This is a genomic window from Tropicibacter naphthalenivorans (assembly GCF_900176475.1).
Taxonomy (GTDB): domain Bacteria; phylum Pseudomonadota; class Alphaproteobacteria; order Rhodobacterales; family Rhodobacteraceae; genus Tropicibacter; species Tropicibacter naphthalenivorans.
Window position 1 is genome coordinate 125,954 of sequence record NZ_FWXX01000007.1, and the last position, 22,089, is coordinate 148,042.

Genomic DNA, 22,089 nt, shown 5'->3' on the forward strand with positions numbered 1-22,089 from the left:
TTTATTGTGACATAGCGATTTTGCGCGCAAAAGTAGACGGCTCTAAAATTCGCTCTCGTGAAACAGTTAATATATCGTTAACCATTTGCCGCCAATCAGCGTCTTTCGCGCGATTTGTGTGGAAAAAGCGCCGATGACCCGCACCGGCGCTTTGGAAATCTTAATAGGTGAATGTTTACTCTGCGGCAACCGATTTTGGGTCCGCAAGGCTCACGATGTCTTTCATGATCGTGTTCAATTCGAAATCCTTGGGCGTATAAACGCGCGCAACGCCCATCGCCAGCAGACGCTCTGCGTCATCGTCGGGAATGATCCCGCCAACGGTGACCGGCACGTGGGACAGGCCCGCTTCGCGCATCCGCTGCATGGTTTCCTCGACCAGCGGGATGTGCGAGCCGGACAGGATCGACAGGCCCACCACATGGGCGCCGTTCTTGGCCGCTTCGACGATCTGCTCGGGCGTCAGACGGATGCCTTCGTAGTCGATGTCCATGCCGCAATCGCGCGCGCGGAAGGCGATCTGCTCTGCCCCGTTCGAGTGCCCGTCAAGGCCGGGCTTGCCCACGAGGAAGCGCAGGCGCTGGCCCAGACGGTCGCTGACCGCGTTGACCGCGTCGCGGATGTCGTCCAGCCCTTCGGTCTTGTTCGACACGGATTTCGACACGCCGGTGGGGCCGCGATATTCGCCGTGGACGTTGCGCATCTGCGCTGCCCATTCGCCGGTGGTGACCCCGGCCTTGGCGCAGGCGATAGAAGCGGGCATGACGTTTTCGCCCTTGGCCGCCGCTTCGCGTAGCGCACCCAAGGCGGCCTCGACCGCTGCATTGTCGCGATTGGCGCGCCAAGCATTTAGACGCGCGATCTGGTCCTGCTCGACCGACGGGTCAACGACCATGATGCCACCGTCCTCGCCCATCAGCGGGGAAGGCTCGGTCTCGGTCCACTTGTTCACGCCGACAACGATGGTCTCGCCGCGCTCGACGCGGTTGACGCGCTCGGCGTTCGAATCCACCAGACGGCCCTTCATATAGTCGATGGCCCCGATGGCGCCGCCCATGCTTTCGATGTTGGCCAGTTCGGCGCGCGCGCCCTCTTTCAACGCGGCGACCTTGCGATCCACGGCGGGGTTGCCGTCGAACAGATCGTCGTATTCCAGCAGGTCGGTTTCATAGGCAAGGATCTGCTGCATCCGCATGGACCACTGCTGGTCCCACGGGCGCGGCAGGCCAAGCGCTTCGTTCCACGCGGGCAGCTGCACGGCGCGGGCGCGGGCGTTTTTCGACAGCGTGACGGCCAGTGCTTCGATCAGAATGCGGTAGACGTTGTTTTCCGGCTGCTGCTCGGTCAGGCCGAGGCTGTTCACCTGCACGCCATAGCGGAAACGGCGGTATTTGGGGTTCTCGACGCCATAGCGCTCTTGCAGGATCTCGTCCCACAGATCGACAAAGGCGCGCATCTTGCACATCTCGGTCACAAAGCGGATCCCGGCGTTCACAAAGAACGAGATCCGCCCGCAGAGCGCCGGGAAGTCCTCATCCGCGACGCGCGGGCGCAGCTCATCCAGGACAGCAATCGCGGTGGCCAGCGCAAAGGCCAGTTCCTGCTCGGGCGTCGCGCCGGCCTCTTGCAGGTGGTAGGAACACACGTTCATCGGGTTCCATTTCGGCACGTTGGTATAGCAATACTCGGCCACGTCCCCGATCATCTTGAGCGAGGGTTTCGGCGGGCAGATATAGGTGCCGCGCGACAGGTATTCCTTGATCAGATCGTTCTGCACGGTGCCTTGCAACTTGGTCACATCGGCGCCTTGCTCTTCGGCGACGGCGATATAAAGCGACAGCAGCCAAGGCGCGGTGGCGTTGATCGTCATCGAGGTGTTCATCTGCTCCAGCGGGATATCCTGAAACAGGCTGCGCATGTCGCCAAGGTGGCAAACCGGCACGCCGACCTTGCCCACTTCGCCCTTGGATAGCACGTGGTCGCTGTCATAGCCGGTCTGGGTCGGCAGGTCGAAGGCCACGGACAGGCCCGTCTGCCCCTTGGCCAGGTTCGAGCGATACAGAGCGTTGGATTTCTCGGCGGTGGAGTGACCCGCGTAGGTGCGGATCAGCCAAGGGCGGTCACGTGTGGTCTCGGTCATTTGGGCCTCCGTCAGGCGAAACACTGGATCGCAATCTTGTTGCGTTGATGTCGGTGTATGCGAAAGATTATGTCTCTGTCAATTCGCTGCATCGCGGCACAGGCGCGGTCTGACGTCACGCTAGTGCCTTCGCCGCGTTTCGCAAAGGCTGTTTGCGCTGCGGTGCAGAATGTCGCGGCCTTGCCGCTGACACCGTGGGCGCTAGGGTCGGGCCATGAATACGCCTGTGACCCTGCCTTTGTGGCTTTTTGCGCTGATCCTTGGTTTTGCCGGGGCGGCCTTTGCGACGAATTTCCTGTTCCCTTCGGTGCGCTGGTTCTTTCGCCGCCGGATGGAACGGGCTGTCGCGCGGCTGAACAAACGCCTCGCACGGCCCATCGAGCCGTTCAAGCTGCTGCGGCGCTACGATCTGATCCAGCGGCTGGTGTATCACCCCGAGGTCACGCAAGCGGCGGTGGATTATGCCCGCGCGCATGATCTGCGCGAAGATGTCGCCGTTGAACGCGCGCGCGATTATGCGCGCGAGATCGTGCCGTCCTTTTCCGCGCTGGCCTATTTCGGCTGGGGGGTGCGGCTGGCGCGCTGGCTGTCCAACGCTTTGTACCGTGTGCGCTTGCAGCACCACGATCCGGCTGAACTGACGGGCATCCACCCCGAGGCGACAGTGGTGTTTGTGATGAATCACCGGTCCAACATGGATTACGTCTTGGTCACGCATCTGGCCGCCAGCCGGTCGGCTTTGTCCTATGCGGTGGGCGAATGGGCGCGCGTCTGGCCGCTGAGCGTGTTGATTCGCTCCATGGGGGCGTATTTCATTCGGCGCAAATCGCGTGACGATCTCTATCGCAAGGTGCTGCGCCGCTATGTGCAGATGGCGACCATTGGCGGCAGCACGCAGGCGATCTTTCCCGAAGGCGGGCTGTCCCTGACCGGCGCGCCGCAGCCGCCCAAGGTGGGACTACTGACCTATATGTGCGAGGCGGCGCGGGACTCTGGCAGGGACATCGTCTTTGTGCCCGTGGGTCTGAACTATGACCGCGTGCTCGAAGACCGCGTGTTGGTCGCCGCCGATCAGGCGGGGACGCGGCGGTTTGATACCTCGGTCCTGCATGTGTTCCGCGCCGTGCTCAAGCAACTATGGTTAAGGCTGACCGGCCGCTATCATCGGTTTGGCTATGCGGCGGTCAGCTTTGGCGTGCCGGTGTCGCTGTCGGCGCAGCCGGACTTGGCCAGCGATCCGCAGGCGCTGGCGGACGCGCTGATGGACCGGATCGCGCGTATTATTCCCGTGCTGCCCGTGCCCTTGGTCGCGCAGCTTTTGATCGAAGGTCCAAAGACTCGCGCCGAGCTGGACCAGGCCGCCGCCGAGCGGATCAAAACCCTGTCCGACTGCCACGTCCATCTGCCCCGCGATGATGTCGCCTATGCGGTCGAGGTCGGCCTGCGCGCGCTGACCGAACGGGGCATCGCCACCGCAGAGCCGCACCAAATCACGCCAGACGGGCAGGGGCTGGCAGAATTCTACGCCGCCTCGATCCGCCATCTTTGTTAAGGATTTGCTGCGCTTGCAAAGGAAATGCTGCGTCCGCTGGGTTATAAAATTACAAAATACGTCACGTTGATGTTGCAATGTTGCGCGCCCCCGCGTATCTCAGTGCCAATGCAGCACGATTCTGCAGCGCAGTAAGTGCGAAATATTAACGAACGGACCAGATAGGAGGCCGACATGGCTCTGGACACTGAGACGGGCATCGCCCAGTACGACGCGCCGGAAAAAGACCTCTATGAGATCGGCGAAATGCCCCCCTTGGGTTATGTCCCCAAGAAAATGTATGCGTGGAACATCCGCCGCGAACGCCACGGCGAGCCGGATCAGTCGTTTAAACAGGAAGTCGTCGACACCTGGGAAATCGACAGCCACGAAGTGCTGGTCCTCGTGATGGCCGCGGGCGTGAACTACAACGGCGTCTGGGCCGGTCTGGGCAAGCCGATTTCGCCGTTCGACGTGCACAAGCAAGACTACCACATCGCCGGGTCCGACGCCTCTGGCATCGTCTGGAAAGTGGGCGACAAGGTTAAGAACTGGAAAGTCGGCGACGAGGTGGTCATCCACTGTAACCAGGACGATGGCGACGACGAAGAGTGCAACGGCGGCGATCCGATGTTCTCTCCGACGCAGCGGATCTGGGGCTACGAGACCGGCGACGGTTCGTTCGCACAGTTCACCCGCGTGCAGGCGCAGCAGCTGATGCCGCGCCCCAAGCACCTGACCTGGGAAGAATCGGCCTGCTATACGCTGACGCTGGCGACCGCCTACCGGATGCTGTTCGGCCACCACCCGCACGAGCTCAAGCCCGGCCAGAACGTTCTGGTCTGGGGCGCGTCGGGCGGTCTGGGCTCTTACGCGATCCAGCTTGCGAACACCGCCGGTGCCAACGCGATCGGTGTGATTTCCGACGAATCCAAGCGTGACTTCGTCATGGCGCAGGGGGCCAAGGGCGTCATCAACCGCAAGGACTTCAAGTGCTGGGGCCAGCTGCCCACGGTCAACACGCCGGAATACAACGAGTGGCTCAAAGAAGCGCGCAAGTTCGGCAAGGCGATCTGGGACATCACCGGCAAAGGTGTGAACGTCGACATGGTGTTCGAACACCCCGGCGAGGCGACCTTCCCGGTGTCGACCCTGATCGTGAAAAAGGGCGGTATCGTGGTGATTTGCGCGGGCACCTCGGGCTTTAACTGCACCTTCGATGTGCGCTACATGTGGATGCACCAAAAGCGTCTTCAGGGCTCGCACTTTGCGAACCTCAAGCAGGCTGCCTCGGCCAACCGCCTGATGTGCGAGCGCCGTCTGGACCCCTGCATGTCTGAGGTCTTCCCCTGGGCGGAAATCCCGGATGCCCACATGAAGATGCTGCGCAACGAACACAAGCCGGGCAACATGTCCGTGCTGGTTCAGGCCCCGACCACCGGCCTGCGCACTTTTGAGGATGCTCTGGCCGCGCGCGGCTAAGCCTTTCGTCTAAAATCTCTGAAACGCCCGCGAATCGCCAAAATGGTTCGCGGGCGTTCTCTTTTTGTTCATACTCTTCGTGTATTCAATTCCTTAACGGTGCGCCCCCTCGCAGTTTCTGGGGAGGAGGATTCCGTGAATTTCGCGATGAATGGCTGAGTGGTAGTCTTACGTTAATCACTCGTTAACTACCTATGAAAGAGGTTCAATATGGGACATGACTGGATTTTGGACGTACTGACCGACCTGAAGACGTTCGCACGGGCCAACGGTATGCCGTCTCTGGCCTCTCAACTGGACGACACTGCTTTTGTAGCGCAGGCCGAGATTGCGTCCCTTGCCGAAGGAAATGGCATTGGGCTTCTTGGGAAACGCTCCGCGACTGGACACGCTGATCGAACGGTTGGAGTCCGCTAAGGGCTTAGACGATCTTCAAATCGTAATCGAAGAGCTGCGCGATCAATATGGTGTGGACCACATGGTCTATCACTGGGTCAACAGCAACGGCGAGCAATACGGTTGCGGCACCTATGACCTGGAATGGGTGAACCGCTACGTGGAAAGAGGGTATCTAAGGATCGATCCAGTGATCCAAGGATGCTTTCAGCGCTTTCATCCCGTCAATTGGAAGCGTTTGGACTGGTCCTCCAAATCCGCGCGTGCCTTGCTCAAAGATGCCATTGAACATGGGATAGGCAACCAAGGGTTTTCCATCCCGATCCGCGGTCCGAATGGCCAATTTGCCCTGTTTTCGCTGACGCATAACTGCTCAGACGCCGAATGGGAGGAGTTTACAGAAAGCAATCGCCGGGATCTGATCCTTGTGGCGCATTACTTCAACCAAAAGGCTCTGGAATTCGAACCGGGCCGCACACCCGAGCCCGCCCAGCAATTGTCCCCCCGGGAACTGGAGGCGATGACGCTCTTGGCGATTGGTTATTCCAGGGCCCAAGCAGCGGACACGCTATCGATTTCCGAACACACCTTGCGGGTCTACGTGGAAAGCGCGCGGTTCAAACTCGGAGCGATGAATACCACCCACGCGGTGGCACGCGCCCTTAGCCGAGGGTTGATCGTGGTCTAGGGACCGCTTTGGTAAAGCGGGCCTTGGGGCTGCGTACGGTGCTGCTGAAACCCGTTAACCACTGCCGGACAAATCTTTCCTCAGCAAAACACACGCAGAGGAATAAACACATGATCCGCTACATTTACGGTGAAGACCTTCACAAGTTCCCCAAGCTGGCCCGCTCCATGTTTCTGGATCGCGCCGATCAGTTCAAAACCCGCTTGGGTTGGGCCGTAAACGTCGACGATCGCGGCTTTGAGCGCGACGAATACGACGACGAAAACCCGCTGTATGTGATCTGGGAAAACGCCGATGGCACCCATGGCGGCTCTATGCGCTTGCTGCCGACAATCGGTAAAACAATGGTGAATGACCATTTCATTCACCTCACGGATGGCGTGCGCATCCAGTCGCCGTTGATCTGGGAATGCACCCGTTTCTGCCTGTCCCGCACCGCCACCCCCGGCGTCGCGGCGGCCTTGATGTTGGCGGGCGGCGAGGTCATGCAGGAATTTGGCGTCGAACACTACGTCGGTGTCTTTGACGCACGCATGGTGCGCATTTACCGCCGTATCGGCTCTTCGCCCGAGGTGCTTGGCAGCGAAGGCGAAGGTCGCGAAAAGATCAGCGTCGGCCTGTGGGAATTCACCTCCGAAGCGCAGGCCTCGGTGTCTAAAAGCGCGGGCATCACGCCCGAAATGTCCAAGCGCTGGTTCGAACTGTCCTTTGGCACCGTCGTCGATCTCGAAGGTCAGATCGCAGCCTAATCTCAGGCCCACTGCAAAAAAGCGCGTGTCGGTTCCCGCCGGCGCGCGCTTTTGCGTTTGTGTCTCTGGCGCACGCCTGCCACCGGATATAGGGTGCGCGCATGACTGTTCCCGCGCTCCAACTCTCCGAAGATCAGGCCGTTGCCTATGACCGTGTCGCCGAGATGCTGCGCGGCGCGGGCGTTGACATCGTGCAGGGAACAACAGAGCCGCCAATCGAAGGCCGAGCCCGCGTCATGGCCCTGATGGGCAAGGCGGGCAGCGGTAAAACGCTCTTATTGTCAGAGCTTTACAAGGCGCTTCAGGCGACCGGTGTCGATATCGTTTCGGGCGATTACGAAGGTAAACGGTCCAAGGACACCCGCACTCTGGCCATTCTCGCGCCGACGAACAAAGCCGCCAGCGTCTTGCGGATGCGCGGCGTGCCTGCGACGACGATCCACCGTATCCTCTACACGCCTGTCTACGACCCGGAATACGAAAAGATTGCCGAATGGTTGATGGGCAACGAGGAAGCCCCAGAAATCGAAGACTTGCCCCCCGAGGCGCTCGCCCGCGCGCAGGCCAGTTATGAATTGCACAAGTCCATTCCGGCCGCTTTGGCTGCGGCGGGGTTGCGCGGCAGCGATTTTATCACCGGGTGGAAACGCCGCGAAGAGCCGCTCGACATTGGCTTTGTCGACGAATCCTCGATGCTTGACGATCGTCAGTTCGAAGACCTCCAAGAGATTTTTCCCAACCTGCTGATTTTTGGCGATCCGGCGCAGCTTGCCCCGGTGAACCAATCGGGGAAAATGGTGTTCGACACGCTGCCCGACACGCTGAAAATGGAGCTCAGCCGCATCCACCGGCAAGAGGCCGACAATCCGATCCTCGATCTCGCGCATGCTCTGGCTGATCCGCAGCTGGGCTTCGAAGACTTTGAGCGCATGATCGAAGACGCCGCCCGCCGCGATGACCGTGTCGTCTGGGGGCAGCGGGTCGAAGTGGATCTGATGGCGCGCTCGCCGGTCTTGGTCTGGCGCAACGCGACGCGAATCCGCCTGATTAACGCCTTTCGCGCGGTGCATGGCGCGCCCGAAACCGAGCTGTTGGCGGGCGAGCCGCTGATCTGCGACGGCATCGAACTGCCCTTGAAACACCGCAAGAAGCGCCTCGACCTCGAAGCGCGCGGTCTGATCAAGGGCGCGCAGGTCATCTACCTTGGGCCGGGGCGCAAGCCGGGGTTTTCTAAACTTCACGTGGTCGGCGCGGTGGAACCGCAGGTGTCCGCAGCCTCTATCGTGAAAATCGAAAAACCCGAGGAAGAAGAACCGTTTATCCCCTTTGCGGCGCGTATGGGGGCGACCTTTTTGCACGGTGCTGCGGTGACAATTCACAAGGCGCAGGGCAGCCAATGGGACGAGGTTCAGGTTTTCGCCCCCGATCTATACGCCGCCGCGCGCATGGGCCGGACCGAGGCCGGACAGCCCTTGTGGAAGCGGCTGGCCTATGTCGCGATCACCCGTGCGCAATCCCGCCTGCATTGGGTGGTGCGTAATCGGCTGTCACGTCCCAATGGCCCGCTGCGGATTGACGATCTGGGTGGGGCGCCCGCGCCGCTAGAGCTTGCGGTGCAAGAGCCAGAGTGATCACAGCTTAACGATTTGTTTGCCTGTGTTACCGCCTGTCAGCATCGAGATGAAGGTCTGAGGCATGTCGTCCAGCCCGTGGGCGATGTCTTCGAGGTAGGCGATGTCGCCGGCGGCAACCTTGGGCGCCACATCGCTCAGGAAATCGGGGAAATCGTCCCAGTGATCAAAGATGATCAACCCGTTCACCGACAGGCGTTTCGTCAGTACCGACCGCCAGATCAACGGCAATTTGTCCCCAGCTTCGGCCCCATTGTACCACGCGATCATCCCGCAGACCGGGATGCGCCCGCCGACATTCATCAGCGGCATGACCGCTTCTAGAACTTTGCCGCCGACATTTTCCCAATAGATATCAACGCCATCCGGGGTCGCCGCTGCGATAGCGGCGCGCAGAGACGCGGCATCGTCATGTGCCTTGTGGTCGATCGCAGCGTCAAACCCAAAGGTCTCGACAGCCAGCGCGCATTTCTCGGGCCCGCCCGCGATGGCGATGGTCCGCAGGCCCGCAGCCTTGGCCAATTGGCCAACCATGGACCCCACCGGGCCGGTCGCGGAGGCCACGACCAAGGTCTCTCCCGCTTTGGGCAACCCATATTTCCGCAAGCCCGTCCAAGCGGTAAACCCAGGCATCCCGAGCACCCCTAGGGCCGTGCTTTCGGGTATATCTTCTGGCAGTTTGCGCAATTCTGCGGCGGGTAGTACGGCGTGGTCAGCCCAGCCGGTCATACCTGTTACCAAATCCCCAACAGCGAAGCCGTCCGCCTTGGACGCAACCACGCGGCCCACGCCCTGGCCGGTCATCGTTGCGCCCAAATCGACCGACGGCGCATAGCTCGGGGCGTCGCTCATCCGCCCGCGCATATACGGATCCAGCGACAAACAGCTGACTCTAACCAACACTTCACCTGCCTTAATGGCCGGTATGTCCATGGTTTCTATGGAAAAATCCTGCGGAGCCGGAACGCCTTCGGGGCGGCGGGCCAGCGCAATGCGTTTCATTTGGTCGGTCATTCGCGTCCTCACGTCATTTTGCAGATTTGCGGTTGCCACAGCGCCGCTAGACTGTTCACTCTAGCGGGACATAGGCAGACGGCAAGGGAGGGCCCGATGCAAGGCACAATGATGCACGTACCGCTCAGGATCATCGAGATTCTGCGCTACGCCGCCAAAGCGCACCCCGGCGCAGAGGTGGTTTCGGTTCGCACCGAAGGCGATATTCACCGCGAAACCTACACGCAAGCCTACGCCCGCGCCGGGCAGTTGGCGCATGGGTTGGCGTCCATCGGCGTGCAGCCGGGCGACCGGGTCGCGACGCTGGCGTGGAACGGCTATCGCCACTTTGAGTTGTATTACGCTATCTCGGGGATGGGTGCCGTCTGTCACACGATCAACCCCCGCCTGTCCGCCGAACAGATGCTCTACATCATCGAACACGCGCAGGACAAGGTGCTCTGCCTGGACCTGACCTTTGTGCCACTGATCGAGGCGTTGGCCGATCATCTGCCCCAGGACTTGCAGCTGGTCCTGATGACCGACCGGGCGCATATGCCTGAAAGTGCAGTGAAATTCCTGTGCTACGAAGAGTTGCTGAACGGGCGGCCCGAGCATTTCGACTGGCCCGAAATGGCCGAAGATACCGCTGCGGGGCTGTGTTACACCTCTGGCACCACTGGCCATCCCAAAGGCGCGCTGTATAGCCACCGCTCGACCGTACTGCACGCGATGACCTTGGCGATCACCATTCCGCGCTCTTTGCACGAATGGGCGCGTATCCTTCCGGTTGTGCCGATGTTCCACGTCAATTCGTGGGGGCTGCCCTATGCTGCGCCGATGGTTGGCGCGTCCTTGATTATGCCCGGGCCGCAACTGGACGGGGAATCTCTGTACAATTTGATCGAAGAAGAAGCCGTCACCGCCTCGTGGGGCGTGCCGACGGTCTGGCTTGGCCTTCGCACAGAGATGGAGGCACGCGGCGGGGCGCCGTCGACGCTGGATCAACTGGTGATTGGGGGCTCTGCGGTTCCGCGTGCGATGATCGAAGCCTTCGAAATGATGGGGGTCGACATTTGTCACGCGTGGGGGATGACCGAAATGAGCCCCGTCGGCACCCATGGGCAGCTGTCTGCCTCTATGAAGGACTTGAATTTCAAAGAGAAAATCGACCTCAAAGTCAAACAGGGGCGGCGGATATTTGGCGTCGACCTCAAGCTGGTGAATGAAAACGGCCAGCGGCAGCCGCATGATGGTAAGGCCGTGGGCGAGCTTTTCGTGCGGGGCAATGCGGTCGTTTCGGGCTATTTCAACAACCCAGAGGCGTCGCAGGCCGCCATGGATTCCGAAGGCTGGTTTGGCACTGGCGACGTGGCCAGCATCGACCCCGACGGGTTCTTGTATATTCAGGACCGCGCCAAGGATTTGATTAAATCCGGCGGCGAGTGGATCAGTTCGATCGACCTTGAAAACGTGGCCATGGCGCATCCCAAGGTGGCCAATTGCGCGGTGATTGCCCTGCCGCACCCCAAGTGGGATGAGCGCCCTTTGTTGGTCTGTGTGGCCAACGGCGACCGCCCGAGCCTAGAGGAAATCCACGAGATGATGATAGAGCATTTCGCCAAGTGGCAGTTGCCGGATGATATTGTTTTCGTTGATGAATTGCCGCTGACCGCGACGGGGAAAATCTCCAAGCTGACGCTGCGCGAGCAGTTCAAAGATCACGTGTTGCCCGATGCTGGCTGATGACCTGCGCGCGCTTGCGCCGCAAACAACCCGTTGGTTTGAAATGGACGCCGCAAGGGTCAAGGCGTTTGCCGATGCGACCGAGGATTGGCAGTTCATTCACCTTGATGAAGATCGGGCAAAGGCGGAAACGCCCTTTGGCGGCTGCGTCACCCATGGTTTTCTGACGCTGTCGATGCTCTCGGCCATGTCTTACCAAGTGGTTGAAGGGATCGAAGGGTTTGCCTCGTCCATTAACTACGGTTTCGACCGGATTCGCTTTGTCTCGCCGGTGCGGGTGGGCAGCAGCATCCGCGGCGAATTCACCGTGGCCTCGGTAGATGAGGGCGACGGTTTCCTTGATGTGCATTGGGATGTGCTGGTCGAAGTGAAAGGTCAAGACCGCCCGGCCTTGGCTGCCAATTGGATCACGCGGGTCTATCTGGCAGAGGGGCAGTAACGCTTTTTTAAATTGTCAGACATTTAAAACCCCGCCGAGGATGGGCCTTGGCGGGGTGTCTTTTACAATCTGAGGTAGATTAGCTGATCGACGCGCGGATCGCCCGCATGTTCTCGCCGTAGGGTGCGGGGTTGCTGACCGAGCCGCCCTTGAACACGGCAGAGCCGGCCACCAGAACGTCGGCGCCAGCCTCCACCACGAGGGGCGCAGTCTCGGGCGTGACGCCCCCGTCGATCTGGATATGGATCGGGCGGTCGCCAATCCACTCACGAATTGTGCGGACTTTGGCGGTCATGTCGATGAATTTTTGCCCGCCAAAACCTGGGTTTACGGTCATCACCAGCACCATGTCCGCCAGCGGCAACAGCTCGCGCACGGCCTCTGCCGGGGTGCCGGGGTTCAGCGCGATACCGGCCTGCATCCCGGCGACTTTGATCGCCTGAAGCGTGCGGTGCGGGTGCGGACCTGCCTCGACGTGGGCGGTCAACATGTCGGCGCCAGCGTCCGCATACGCATCGATATAGCTGTCCACCGGCGCAATCATAAGGTGAACGTCCATAAAGGTCTTTACATGCGGGCGAAAGGCTTTGACCGCCGGAGGGCCAAAGGTGAGGTTCGGCACAAAGTGCCCATCCATTACGTCCACATGGATCCAGTCGGCGCCTTCGGCCTCGACGGCCTGAATCTCACGCCCGAAATCGGCGAAGTCGGCGGACAGGATGGACGGGGCGATTTTCACGCTGCGATCAAAAGTCATGGGCGGTCTCCTTTAAGGTCTCGCTTAATAACCGGCGTCGCGATCCACAAGATGCAACATCGGCGCACCGGCTTCGGAGCGGGCGATATTATCGGCGATGGCATGCGCGGCGGTGTCCGGGCGCGTGCAAGACGCGATATGCGGGGTCACGGTCACGCGCGGATGCGTCCAAAACGCATGATCTTGGGGCAGCGGCTCTACGCGAAAGACATCGAGAGTCGCATGGCCGATCTGCCCGCTGTCCAAAGCGGCCAGCAGGGCGTCGTCATCAATTAACGGCCCTCTTCCCGGATTAACCAAGAAGGCGCCGGGCGCGAGCAGGGCAAGGCGTTCGGCATTCATGATGTTGGTCGTGGCCGAGGTGTTGGGGAGCAGCAGGACAAGGATCTGCGCATCGCGCAGCGCTTGGGTCAGACCATCATCGCCGTGCAGGGCGCGAATGCCGAGGATGTCTTTTGCCGAACGGCTCCATCCCGTGACGGGAAAGCCTAGATTTGTGAGGGCCTTGGCGCAGGCTTGCCCCAGCACCCCAAGCCCGAGGATCGTGACGGGACGGTCCTTGGACAAGGGCGGGGGGGTGTCATCCCAGATCCGGTCTGGATTGTTGATATGCGCGTCCATTCCCAGATGGTGCCGCATCACATGTCCCGTCACCCATTCGACCATGCCTTGGGTCAGTCCATGTTCATCGACCATTCGCGCCAGCGGCACGGTTAACGTCGGGTTGTTCACAACGGCTTCGACCCCGGCCCAGAGGTTCAGAACCGCCTTCAGGTTAGGAAAGATGGAAAAATCCTGAACGGTCGAGTTGGGCGCGTAAATGATATAATCCACCTCCTCAGCCGGCAGGTCCGTGCCAAGGCAATAGGCCAGTCCGGTGGCTTCCAACGCCGCGCGCAGAGGCGTTTCATATTGTTCCCAACGCTCGGTCAGCGCCGCAAAGAGGATGTTAATCATCGTTAAGTCCTACGTGGTTAACGGGGCCTGTGCACATGCGCGCTTTGGACTAAGCCAAAGGCCAGCATCAACACCAGCATCGCAGAGCCGCCATAAGACACAAGAGGCAAGGGTACGCCCACGACCGGCGCCAGCCCCATCACCATCGACATGTTCACTGCAAAGAACAAAAAGAATGTCAGCGCAATGCCAAGGATCAACAGTGAAGAAAACCGATCCTTGTTCTGTAGCGCCGCGACGACGCAAAAGAACAGGATCAACACGTAAAGCGACAGTAGGGAAAAGCCTCCGACAAAGCCGAACTCTTCGGCCAAGGTATTGAAAATAAAGTCAGTATGCTTTTCAGGCAGGAAGTTTAGGCGGCTTTGAGTGCCTTGCATGAAACCGCGCCCCGTCCAGCCGCCAGAGCCCATGGCAATCTTGGCTTGGGTGATGTGATAGCCCGCGCCCAACGGGTCAGAGGACGGGTCCAGAAAGGTGTCGATGCGTCGAAACTGATAGTCCTTGAGCAGCTGCCAATCGGTGCCGCGCGACTGAAACACCGCCCAGATGGTGCCCACCCCGGCGCTGATCACCGTCGCGAAATACAGCCAATGCACCCCGGCCAGGAACATCATCAGCCCGCCGCCAATCATTAACAAAAGCGCCGTCCCGAGGTCCGGTTGCGCAAGGGTTAACGCGGTGGGCAAAAGGATAAAGACCACCGGGATCGCCACCCACAAGGGCCGCGACACGCGGTTGTTCGGCAGCCAATCGTAATAGGCGGCGAGGAACATAACGAGGGTGATCTTCATCACTTCCGAAGGTTGCAGGCGCATGAACCCAAGGTCGATCCAACGCTGCGCCCCCATGCCCACGGTGCCGAAAAGTTCCACCATCAACAACAGGCCCAGACCAATGCCATAGGCCACCAAAGACACGTTTCGCCAGAACCAGATGGGCACCATCGCCACGATAAACATCACTGTTAAACCAAGGACATAGCGCTTGATCTGCGGCTCGGCCCAAGGCGTCCACGACCCGCCCGCAACAGAGTAGAGCATCAGGAACCCGATGCTGGCCACGGCGCTGAGCAGCACCACCAGAGGCCAGTTGAGGTGCAGGATCTTGCGCCAACCGGTGGGGGCGGATTTGATGGAATACTCAAGATAGGTCATGCGCGGCTGGCCAGTTCGGCTTCGCGGGCTTTACGTTCCTTAGCAAAACGTTCCTGCTGTGCGGCGATGCGGCGGCGGTCCTTGGTCGGGTAAGCTTCGAGCGGGGGATCGCCGTTGTAAAGCGCCTGCAAGGTCACGTCACGCGCGATGGGCGCCGCTGCGGTCGAACCGCCGCCGCCGTGTTCCACCACGACCGACACCGCGATACGCGGATTGTCCCACGGTGCAAAGTCAACGAACAGCGCGTGGTCGCGCCGCTCCCACGGCAGATCGGCGTTCGAGGTCACGCCGCGCGCCCGTTCGGCGGCGGTGATGTTGCGCACCTGAGAGGTGCCTGTCTTGCCGGCCATGCGCATCTCATCGGCGATGATCCGGCTGCCGTAGGCCGTGCCGCGCCGATTGTTCGATACCGCGAACATGGCGCGTTTGAGTTGCAGCAAGTGGTTGGGATTAAGGCCTAAATCCACCCCGCCTTGGGATGGCGTCTCGATCCCGTCGATGCGTTTGATCAGGCGAGGCGTCACCGACCGTCCGGTCGCCAGACGCGCGGTCATCACCGCCAGCTGCATGGGCGAGGCCAGCACAAAGCCCTGACCGATCGAGGCGTTCACGCTGTCACCGATCACCCAATCGGCGCCGCGTTCGCGCAGCTTCCACGCTTTGTCTGGCACCAGCCCAGAGGTCACGGCCGACATGGGCACGTCATGGGATTCGCCAAGACCAAGCCGCCGCGCCATCTGGGCGATCCGTTCGATCCCGACTTTAAGCGCAAGTTCATAATAGTAAACGTCGCAGCTTTCGCGGAGCGATTGTTCGAGGTTCACGTGACCGTGCCCGGCGCGTTTCCAACAGTGGAACTTGCGCCCACCCACGTCCAGATGGCCGGGGCACCAGACGGTTTCATCGGGGGCAACCAGACCGGCGTCCATCGCCGCCAAGGCCGTCACCATCTTGAAGGTCGAGCCGGGCGGGTAGGCATCCTGCACGGTTTTCGACGCTAGGGGGCGGTGGTTGTTGTCGCGCAAGAGGCTGTAATCGGCCACGGAAATGCCGCGCACGAACTTGTTCGGATCGTAAGACGGCGCCGAGGCGATGGCCAAAAGGTCACCCTTTTCCACGTCCATCACCACGACCGACGCGCTTTCCTCGCCCAGCCGCGCCTTGACGTATTCCTGCAAATCCGCGTCCAGCGTCAGTTGCACATCGGCCCCGGCCTCGCCTTCGCGGCGGCCAAGTTCGCGCATCACGCGCCCGACGGCGTTCACCTCGACCTGCTTGGTCCCGGCAGTGCCGCGCAGCGTCTCTTCGAGTTTCGCTTCGACGCCGACCTTGCCGATCTGAAAGCGCGGAATGCGCAGGATCGGCGGCGGGTCTTCGTAGCGTTTGAGATCGCGGTCGGACACCGGCCCCACATAGCCCGCCACATGCGCAAACAGGTCGCGGCGCGGGTAAAAACGCGACAAGCCGACCTCGGTGGTGATGCCGGGCAGGGCAGGGGCGTTGACCGCAACGCGGCTGATGTCCTTCCAGCTGACACGGTCGGCGATGGTCACGGGAAAGAAGGGCGGCGTGCGCTCCATCTCTGCCAAGGCGCGGTTCAGATCGTCCTCGTCCAGCTCTACCAACTGGCCAAGCCGCGCGATGACGTCGGCCACGTTCCCGGCATCTTCGCGTTTGATTGTAATACGATAGGTCGGCTCGTTCTCGGCGACGACCTTGCCGTTGCGGTCAAAGATCCGCCCGCGGGCCGGGGGCAAAAGATCGAATTTGACGCGGTTTTCTTCGGCCAGCAGGCGGAATTCATCGGCCTGATCCACCTGCACATAGCGCATCCGCAGCGCCAGCAGCGTGGCAAAAGCCAGCTGTCCACCACCAAGGATCAGCCCGCGGCGGCTGATCGTGCGGGCGCTGTCCTGGGTCTCGCGCGGTGTGCGTCTCATAGCGTGCGTCCCGTGTGATCATATTCCCCCGGCGTGCTGCGGCGCACGCCAAAGACCAAATAGCTGATGCCGGCGACCAGCGGGTAGGCCAGCACCGACAATCCGTATTGCATGACGCTTAGGAAAAACGTTCCGGGCGACACGATCAAGAGCGACAAGATCACACGATAGAGAGCAGTGATCGCCAAAAGCGTTGCGGCAAAGGTAAGCCATTCGGCTGCAAAGGTATTTTCCCGCAGGTGGCGGCCTTTGCCCTTGAGCCATTCGGCGCCCATCAGGACCAGCACAGCCCAAAGGCCCGGCGGGCGTTGCAGCAGCAGATCGGCCAGCAGCAGCATCAGCGCGATCAGCATGGCAGGCACGTAATCAGGGCGGCGCAGCGCCCAGGCAAAGGTAAAGGTCACCAGCAGGTCCGGCCCGGCAAAGCCGCGCGGCGCGATGTGCAGCGGCATGAGGTGCGCGAACATGATCGCCAGCATCAGCCCGCAATAGGCCAACCGCATGGCCCAGAGCCGTCCGGGGCTGTTCTCAGCCATCGGTCGGGGGCTCCTGCGCAGGGCCGGCGTCGGGCAGCTCTTCGGGCAGGATCAACTCGGACGGATTTTCCACCCGGCGCGCGCCGTGATCGCGCAAAACCCGCAGGAATTCGAGCCGCTCATAGTCGGCGGCAAGGCGCACACGCAGGCGGCCGCCGGGGTCTTCGGCGACTTGGCCGATCAGCAAACCGGGGGGGAAGACTTCGCCGTCGCCGGTGGTCACGATGCGGTCGCCGGGGCGCACAAGGTCCGGGTTTTCAAGGAAATCCACCAGAGGGGCCGAGGTGTTGTCACCGGTGACCAGCGCGCGCTGCCCCGAGGGCTGGATTTCAGCGGGGATGCGGCTGGTGGCGTCGGTCAGCAGGATCACGCGGGAGGTGTTGCGCCCGACGCCGGACACGCGGCCCACAAGGCCGATCCCATCCATGGTCGCCCAGCCATCAACGATCCCATCGCGCGAGCCGACGTTGATCAGGGCGGACTGGCGAAAGGGGCTGCCGCTGTCGGCCAGCACCACGGCGGTGATATAGGTCAGGCGCGGGTCGAGGCGCACGTTGTTCAGGTCGCGCAGGCGGGCGTTTTCCTGTTCCAGTTGCAGCGCCGCTTCTTTCCAAGCGGTCATCTGGCGCAGCTCGCGGCGCAGCTCGTCGTTTTGCTCGGAAAGCTGCTGGTAGCTTTGGAAATCGCGCAGCAGGCGGACGGTGCCGGTGACGGGCGCCATGGCCCAATCCATGCGGGGCACCACGCGGTCGACCACCTGCGCGCGAAAGCGTTCAACGCGGGGGGAATCGATCCGCCACAGCAGGAAAATCCCCAGCAGGCACAGCACCAGAACCGCCAAAAGCAGACGCTTGAGCGGCGTGGTGAAATCATCGCTGTTGGTGCGATCGCTGGCCAATCGGTCCTCTTGAGCAGATGAGACGGCGGCAGTTTAAGCCAGGTTTGGCAATGTGCCAAACGGGCCGTGGCAGCGGCCCGTCCTGATGCGTTTTCAGCGGTTTAGCTGTCGTAGTCGATGGCGTGGCGCAGTTGCTTTTCGTACTCCAGCGCCTTGCCGGTACCCAGCGCCACGCAGTTGAGCGACTCGTCCGCGATGGACACGGCAAGGCCGGTCTGTTCGCGCAAAGCCAGATCGAGATCGCCCAGCAGCGCGCCACCGCCGGTCAGCATCACGCCGCGGTCGACGATGTCGGCGGCCAGATCGGGCGGGGTCGCTTCGAGCGCGGTCATCACCGCTTCGCAGATCGCCTGAACGGGTTCGGAGAGCGCCTCGGCCACCTGGGCCTGGCTGATCTCTGTTTCCTTGGGCACGCCGTTCAGCAGGTCGCGACCACGGATCTGCATCGAGGAACCGCGCCCGTCGTCGGGCATCCGCGCGGTGCCGATCGAGGTCTTGATCCGCTCGGCGGTGGCTTCGCCCACCAGCAGGTTTTGCTGACGGCGCAGGTAGTTGATGATCGCCTCGTCCATGCGGTCACCGCCGACGCGCACCGAGCGCGCATAGACGATGTCCCCCAGCGAGAGGACCGCGACCTCGGTGGTACCGCCGCCGATGTCCACGACCATGTTCCCGGTGGGGTCGGTGATGGGCATGCCTGCGCCGATGGCCGCCGCGATGGGTTCGGCGATCAGGCCCGCCTTGCGCGCACCGGCGGACAGAACCGACTGACGGATCGCACGTTTTTCCACCGGGGTCGCGCCGTGGGGCACGCAGACGATGATCTTGGGCTTGGAGAAGGTCGAGCGGCGGTGCACCTTGCGGATGAATTCCTTGATCATCGCTTCGGCGGTGTCAAAGTCGGCGATCACCCCTTCGCGCATGGGGCGGATGGCCTCGATGCTGCCGGGGGTGCGGCCCAGCATCAGCTTGGCGTCTTCGCCCACGGCGAGCACTTTTTTCTGCCCGTCCTTGATGTGGTAGGCGACCACAGAAGGTTCGGAGAGGACAACGCCTTTGCCCTTCACGTAGACCAGCGTGTTCGCGGTCCCAAGGTCGATGGCCATGTCCGATGAGAACATGCCCATGAGTCCGTCCAATCCTAACATTCGTCCTGCCCCATTGCCGTAAAGGCCCGCGACTCTGACAGCCCGGACCGACGCCCTTATAGGAGTGCGCAGCGCCGACGAAAAGGCCTGAGGCTGTATGGATCAGCGTGAATTCGCCGGATTCGTTCCCCGTGGTTAGCGCTTTGCTGTGGTTTTGCAGGGGAAAGGCGACAGAGCGCGGCACAACGTCCTAGCGGTGCGGCGGCTTTTCACGCGCCCCGACTGCCCGTTCCGGGCAGCGGCCCGCCCTCCAAGCCACGCCGCGAAAGCGATTTGTTTCGCTCGTAACTGTTTGTGGTCGTTTTTCTTGCATGACAGGTCGGGCGGGGGCGGCGCAGATTCGCCCCGCACGTTAAGCGTGAAGCACTACGTTCGGGAGAGTCGTTCATGAAGACCCATGTCAAAGCCCTAGTCGTCGGCGGTGGTGCCGTCGGGACATCTATCGCGTACCACCTCGCCAAAGCGGGCTGGGACGATGTCATGTTGCTGGAACGCGACGAGTTGACCTCTGGGTCGACTTGGCACGCGGCGGGCCTGCTGCCCTATTTCAACATGTCCTATGCGACCACGCATATTCACGACTATTCGATCAAGTTCTACAAGACGCTCGAAGAAGAGACCGGTCTTGATGCGGGCTTTTTCGTGGTCGGCAACCTGCGCATGGCGCAGACCGATGAGCGCATGGACGAGTATCGCGTCTACGCCACCACCGCCGAAACCTGCGGTGTCCCCTATGAGTGGATGACCCCGGAGCAGATCAAGGAGCGGTGGCCGCTGATCAACGTCGAGGGTCTGAAGGGGGCGATCTATCACCCGACCGACGGCTATATCAACCCGGCCGACGTGACCATGGCGATGGCCAAGGGCGCCCGTCAGCGCGGCGTCGTGATCGAACGCAAGTGGCAGGTCGACGGCTACGAATGGAGCGGCACCGAGTGGAAGGTCACCATCACCAAGATGGTCGAGAAGGGCGGCAACCTTGTTCCCTCTGACGAACAGCAGGTGATCACCGCCGAGCACGTCGTGACCGCGACGGGCAACCACGCGCAGCGCACCGCCAAGCTGCTGGGGATCAAGATCCCGGCGATCCCGGTGGAGCACCAGTTCATCGTCACCGAGCCCGACCCCGAGCTGGTGAAATACCGCGAGGCCGGCAACGAACAGCACCCGGTGATCCGCGACGCCGACGCCAAGTGGTACGTGCGCGAAGAGCGCGGCGGCTGGATCCTTGGCCCGTATGAGCGTAACGCCCCGGCGCGCTTCCAGTATGGGGTGCCGGATTCGTTCCGCGCCGACCTCTTTCCGCTGGATCTGGAGCGCATCGAAGAAGAATACATGTCGATGATCCACCGTCTGCCGTCCTCCGAGACGGTCGGTCTCAAGGACGACTTCAACGGCCCGATCTGCTACACGCCGGACGGCAACCCGCTGATCGGCCCGGCGCCGGGTCTGCGCAACATGTGGCTGGCCGAGGGCTTCTCCTTCGGGATCACCGCTGCCGGTGGCGCGGGTTATTACCTGGCGCAGATGATGGTCGACGGTGAAGCCGAGATCGACATGGCGTCGCTCGACCCCAAGCGCTACGGCGATTGGCAGACCGTCGAGTGGGCCGTCGAAAAGAACGAAGAGGCCTACGAGCACGTCTACATCCTGCACCACCCTGATGAGGAACGCCCGGCGGCCCGCCCGCTGCGCACCTCGCCCGCCTATGACCGTCAGGCCAAGCTGGGCGCGCAGTTCGGCTGGGCTGGTGGCTGGGAACGCCCCAACTACTACGGCCCGCTTGATGCGCCGGAGAACTTTGACCACGACGCGCGGTCCTTCCGCCGCGGTGGCTGGTGGCAGTATGCCGTGGACGAGGCCAAGGCGATCCGCGAGGGCGTGGGCCTGATCGACGCGACGGCCTTTGCCAAGCACACGGTCAAAGGGCCGGGCGCGACCGAGTTCCTCGACCAGTTCACCTGCAACAAGCTGCCGAAAGTGGGTCGCATCAACCTGACCTATGCGCTGACCTCCAAGGGGACGACCCGCACGGAATACACCATCGTCCGCAACGGCGAGAACAACTACTATCTGGTGTCGGCGGGCGCATGGGCGGCCTATGACAGCGACTTCCTGCAAAAGGCAGCCGAGGACTTTATGGAAGCGACCGGCAAGCTGGTGATTGTGCAGGATGTGACCACGCAGTGGGGCGTCTTTGCCATCGCAGGCCCGAAATCGCGCGACGTGCTGAAAAAGCTGATCCGCGACGCCGAGCCGGAAACCGCGCTGACCAACAAGCGCTTTCCGTGGCTGTCGGCCAAGCAGATCGAGCTGGGCATGGTGCCGGTCAACGCGATCCGCGTGGCCTACACCGGCGAGCTGGGTTGGGAATTGCACCACCCGATCGAGATGCAGAACCACCTGTGGGATCAGCTGATGGCTGCGGGCGAAGAGTTCGGCATCAAGCCGGTGGGCGCGCGCGCGCAGAACTGGCTGCGTCAGGAAAAATCCTACCGCGCCTTTGGCAACGAGCTGGGCCGCGACGCGACCCCGGCCGAGGCGGACCTGCCGCGCTTTATCGACCTGTCCAAGGACTTCGCGGGCAAAGAGGCGATGGAAGCCACCGGCATCCGCTCCAAGTGCTGCACTCTGCTGATCGACGGCCCGGCTGACGCCGATCCGTGGGGCCGCGAGGCGCTCTACACCCCCGAGGGTGAGCGCGTTGGCCGCCTGACCTCCGGCGGGTACTCGGTCGCCTTCGAAAAGTCGATCGGCATGGGCTACGTCAAGCCCGAGCTGGCCGTCGAAGGCACCAAGCTGAAGGTCAAGATCCTGGACGAGCTGTGGGATGCGGTTGTGACCTGCGATTCGCCCTACGATCCCAAGAACGAGACCATCCGTAAGGATGGGTGAGACGCC

At 61.7% G+C, this 22,089-nt stretch carries 17 protein-coding genes; 8 read left to right on the forward strand and 9 right to left on the reverse strand.

Annotated features, from left to right (window positions below; genetic code table 11):
* Window positions 1-175 precede the first annotated feature (175 nt).
* On the reverse strand, window positions 176-2,140 hold the full coding sequence (locus B9A11_RS15045) for a protein meaA (RefSeq protein ID WP_058247834.1): 1,965 nt from the start codon (window positions 2,138-2,140) through the stop codon (window positions 176-178).
* 214 nt (window positions 2,141-2,354) lie between these two features.
* On the opposite strand from B9A11_RS15045, the gene B9A11_RS15050 reads away from it, so the two are divergent.
* The 5 genes from B9A11_RS15050 (at window position 2,355) to B9A11_RS15075 (ending at window position 8,617) form a co-directional block, all read left to right on the forward strand.
* Entirely contained in the window at window positions 2,355-3,692 is a 1,338-nt protein-coding gene (locus B9A11_RS15050) for a 1-acyl-sn-glycerol-3-phosphate acyltransferase (protein WP_058247240.1), read from the forward strand.
* 174 nt (window positions 3,693-3,866) lie between these two features.
* Entirely contained in the window at window positions 3,867-5,153 is a 1,287-nt protein-coding gene (gene ccrA / locus B9A11_RS15055) for a crotonyl-CoA carboxylase/reductase (RefSeq protein WP_058247239.1), read from the forward strand.
* Window positions 5,154-5,502: 349 nt separating this feature from the next.
* On the forward strand, window positions 5,503-6,237 hold the full coding sequence (locus tag B9A11_RS15065) for a helix-turn-helix transcriptional regulator (RefSeq protein ID WP_058247238.1): 735 nt from the start codon (window positions 5,503-5,505) through the stop codon (window positions 6,235-6,237).
* 110 nt (window positions 6,238-6,347) lie between these two features.
* On the forward strand, window positions 6,348-6,986 hold the full coding sequence (locus tag B9A11_RS15070) for an acyl-homoserine-lactone synthase (RefSeq protein WP_058247237.1): 639 nt from the start codon (window positions 6,348-6,350) through the stop codon (window positions 6,984-6,986).
* 101 nt (window positions 6,987-7,087) lie between these two features.
* Entirely contained in the window at window positions 7,088-8,617 is a 1,530-nt protein-coding gene (locus B9A11_RS15075) for an ATP-dependent DNA helicase (RefSeq protein WP_058247236.1), read from the forward strand.
* On the opposite strand, the gene B9A11_RS15080 is transcribed toward B9A11_RS15075, so the two are convergent.
* A complete protein-coding gene (locus B9A11_RS15080) occupies window positions 8,618-9,631 on the reverse strand; it encodes an NADP-dependent oxidoreductase (protein ID WP_058247235.1) in 1,014 nt (337 codons plus the stop codon).
* Between the two features lie 96 nt (window positions 9,632-9,727).
* On the opposite strand from B9A11_RS15080, the gene B9A11_RS15085 reads away from it, so the two are divergent.
* Both B9A11_RS15085 and B9A11_RS15090 read left to right on the forward strand, forming a co-directional pair.
* A complete protein-coding gene (locus B9A11_RS15085; RefSeq protein ID WP_058247234.1) occupies window positions 9,728-11,356 on the forward strand; it encodes a long-chain-fatty-acid--CoA ligase in 1,629 nt (542 codons plus the stop codon).
* Window positions 11,346-11,795 (forward strand): MaoC family dehydratase, encoded by a 450-nt coding sequence (locus tag B9A11_RS15090; RefSeq protein ID WP_058247233.1) that lies wholly within the window; start codon window positions 11,346-11,348, stop codon window positions 11,793-11,795. Before B9A11_RS15085 ends, B9A11_RS15090 begins: the two co-directional genes overlap by 11 nt.
* A 79-nt stretch (window positions 11,796-11,874) precedes the next feature.
* Here B9A11_RS15090 and rpe read toward each other — a convergent pair whose 3' ends face one another.
* From rpe to B9A11_RS15125, 7 genes are all read right to left on the reverse strand, one after another.
* A complete protein-coding gene (gene rpe, locus B9A11_RS15095) occupies window positions 11,875-12,552 on the reverse strand; it encodes a ribulose-phosphate 3-epimerase (RefSeq protein ID WP_058247232.1) in 678 nt (225 codons plus the stop codon).
* 24 nt (window positions 12,553-12,576) lie between these two features.
* Complete coding sequence (locus B9A11_RS15100) at window positions 12,577-13,509, reverse strand: 2-hydroxyacid dehydrogenase (RefSeq protein WP_058247231.1); 933 nt, start codon at window positions 13,507-13,509, stop codon at window positions 12,577-12,579.
* Between the two features lie 17 nt (window positions 13,510-13,526).
* Window positions 13,527-14,666: a rod shape-determining protein RodA gene (rodA, locus tag B9A11_RS15105; RefSeq protein WP_058247230.1), complete on the reverse strand. Its 1,140-nt coding sequence runs from the start codon at window positions 14,664-14,666 to the stop codon at window positions 13,527-13,529.
* Window positions 14,663-16,606, reverse strand: a complete 1,944-nt coding sequence (gene mrdA, locus B9A11_RS15110) for a penicillin-binding protein 2 (protein ID WP_058247229.1) — start codon at window positions 16,604-16,606, stop codon at window positions 14,663-14,665. The genes rodA and mrdA overlap by 4 nt, the downstream gene beginning before the upstream one ends.
* Window positions 16,603-17,142, reverse strand: coding sequence for a hypothetical protein (locus B9A11_RS15115; protein WP_058247228.1), 540 nt, complete (start codon window positions 17,140-17,142; stop codon window positions 16,603-16,605). The genes mrdA and B9A11_RS15115 overlap by 4 nt, the downstream gene beginning before the upstream one ends.
* On the reverse strand, window positions 17,135-18,040 hold the full coding sequence (gene mreC, locus B9A11_RS15120) for a rod shape-determining protein MreC (RefSeq protein ID WP_058247227.1): 906 nt from the start codon (window positions 18,038-18,040) through the stop codon (window positions 17,135-17,137). Before mreC ends, B9A11_RS15115 begins: the two co-directional genes overlap by 8 nt.
* 101 nt (window positions 18,041-18,141) lie before the next feature.
* A complete protein-coding gene (locus B9A11_RS15125; RefSeq protein WP_058247226.1) occupies window positions 18,142-19,188 on the reverse strand; it encodes a rod shape-determining protein in 1,047 nt (348 codons plus the stop codon).
* A gap of 387 nt (window positions 19,189-19,575) precedes the next feature.
* Here B9A11_RS15125 and B9A11_RS15130 point away from each other — a divergent pair, with 387 nt between their 5' ends.
* Window positions 19,576-22,083, forward strand: a complete 2,508-nt coding sequence (locus B9A11_RS15130) for a GcvT family protein (protein WP_058247225.1) — start codon at window positions 19,576-19,578, stop codon at window positions 22,081-22,083.
* Window positions 22,084-22,089 lie beyond the last annotated feature (6 nt).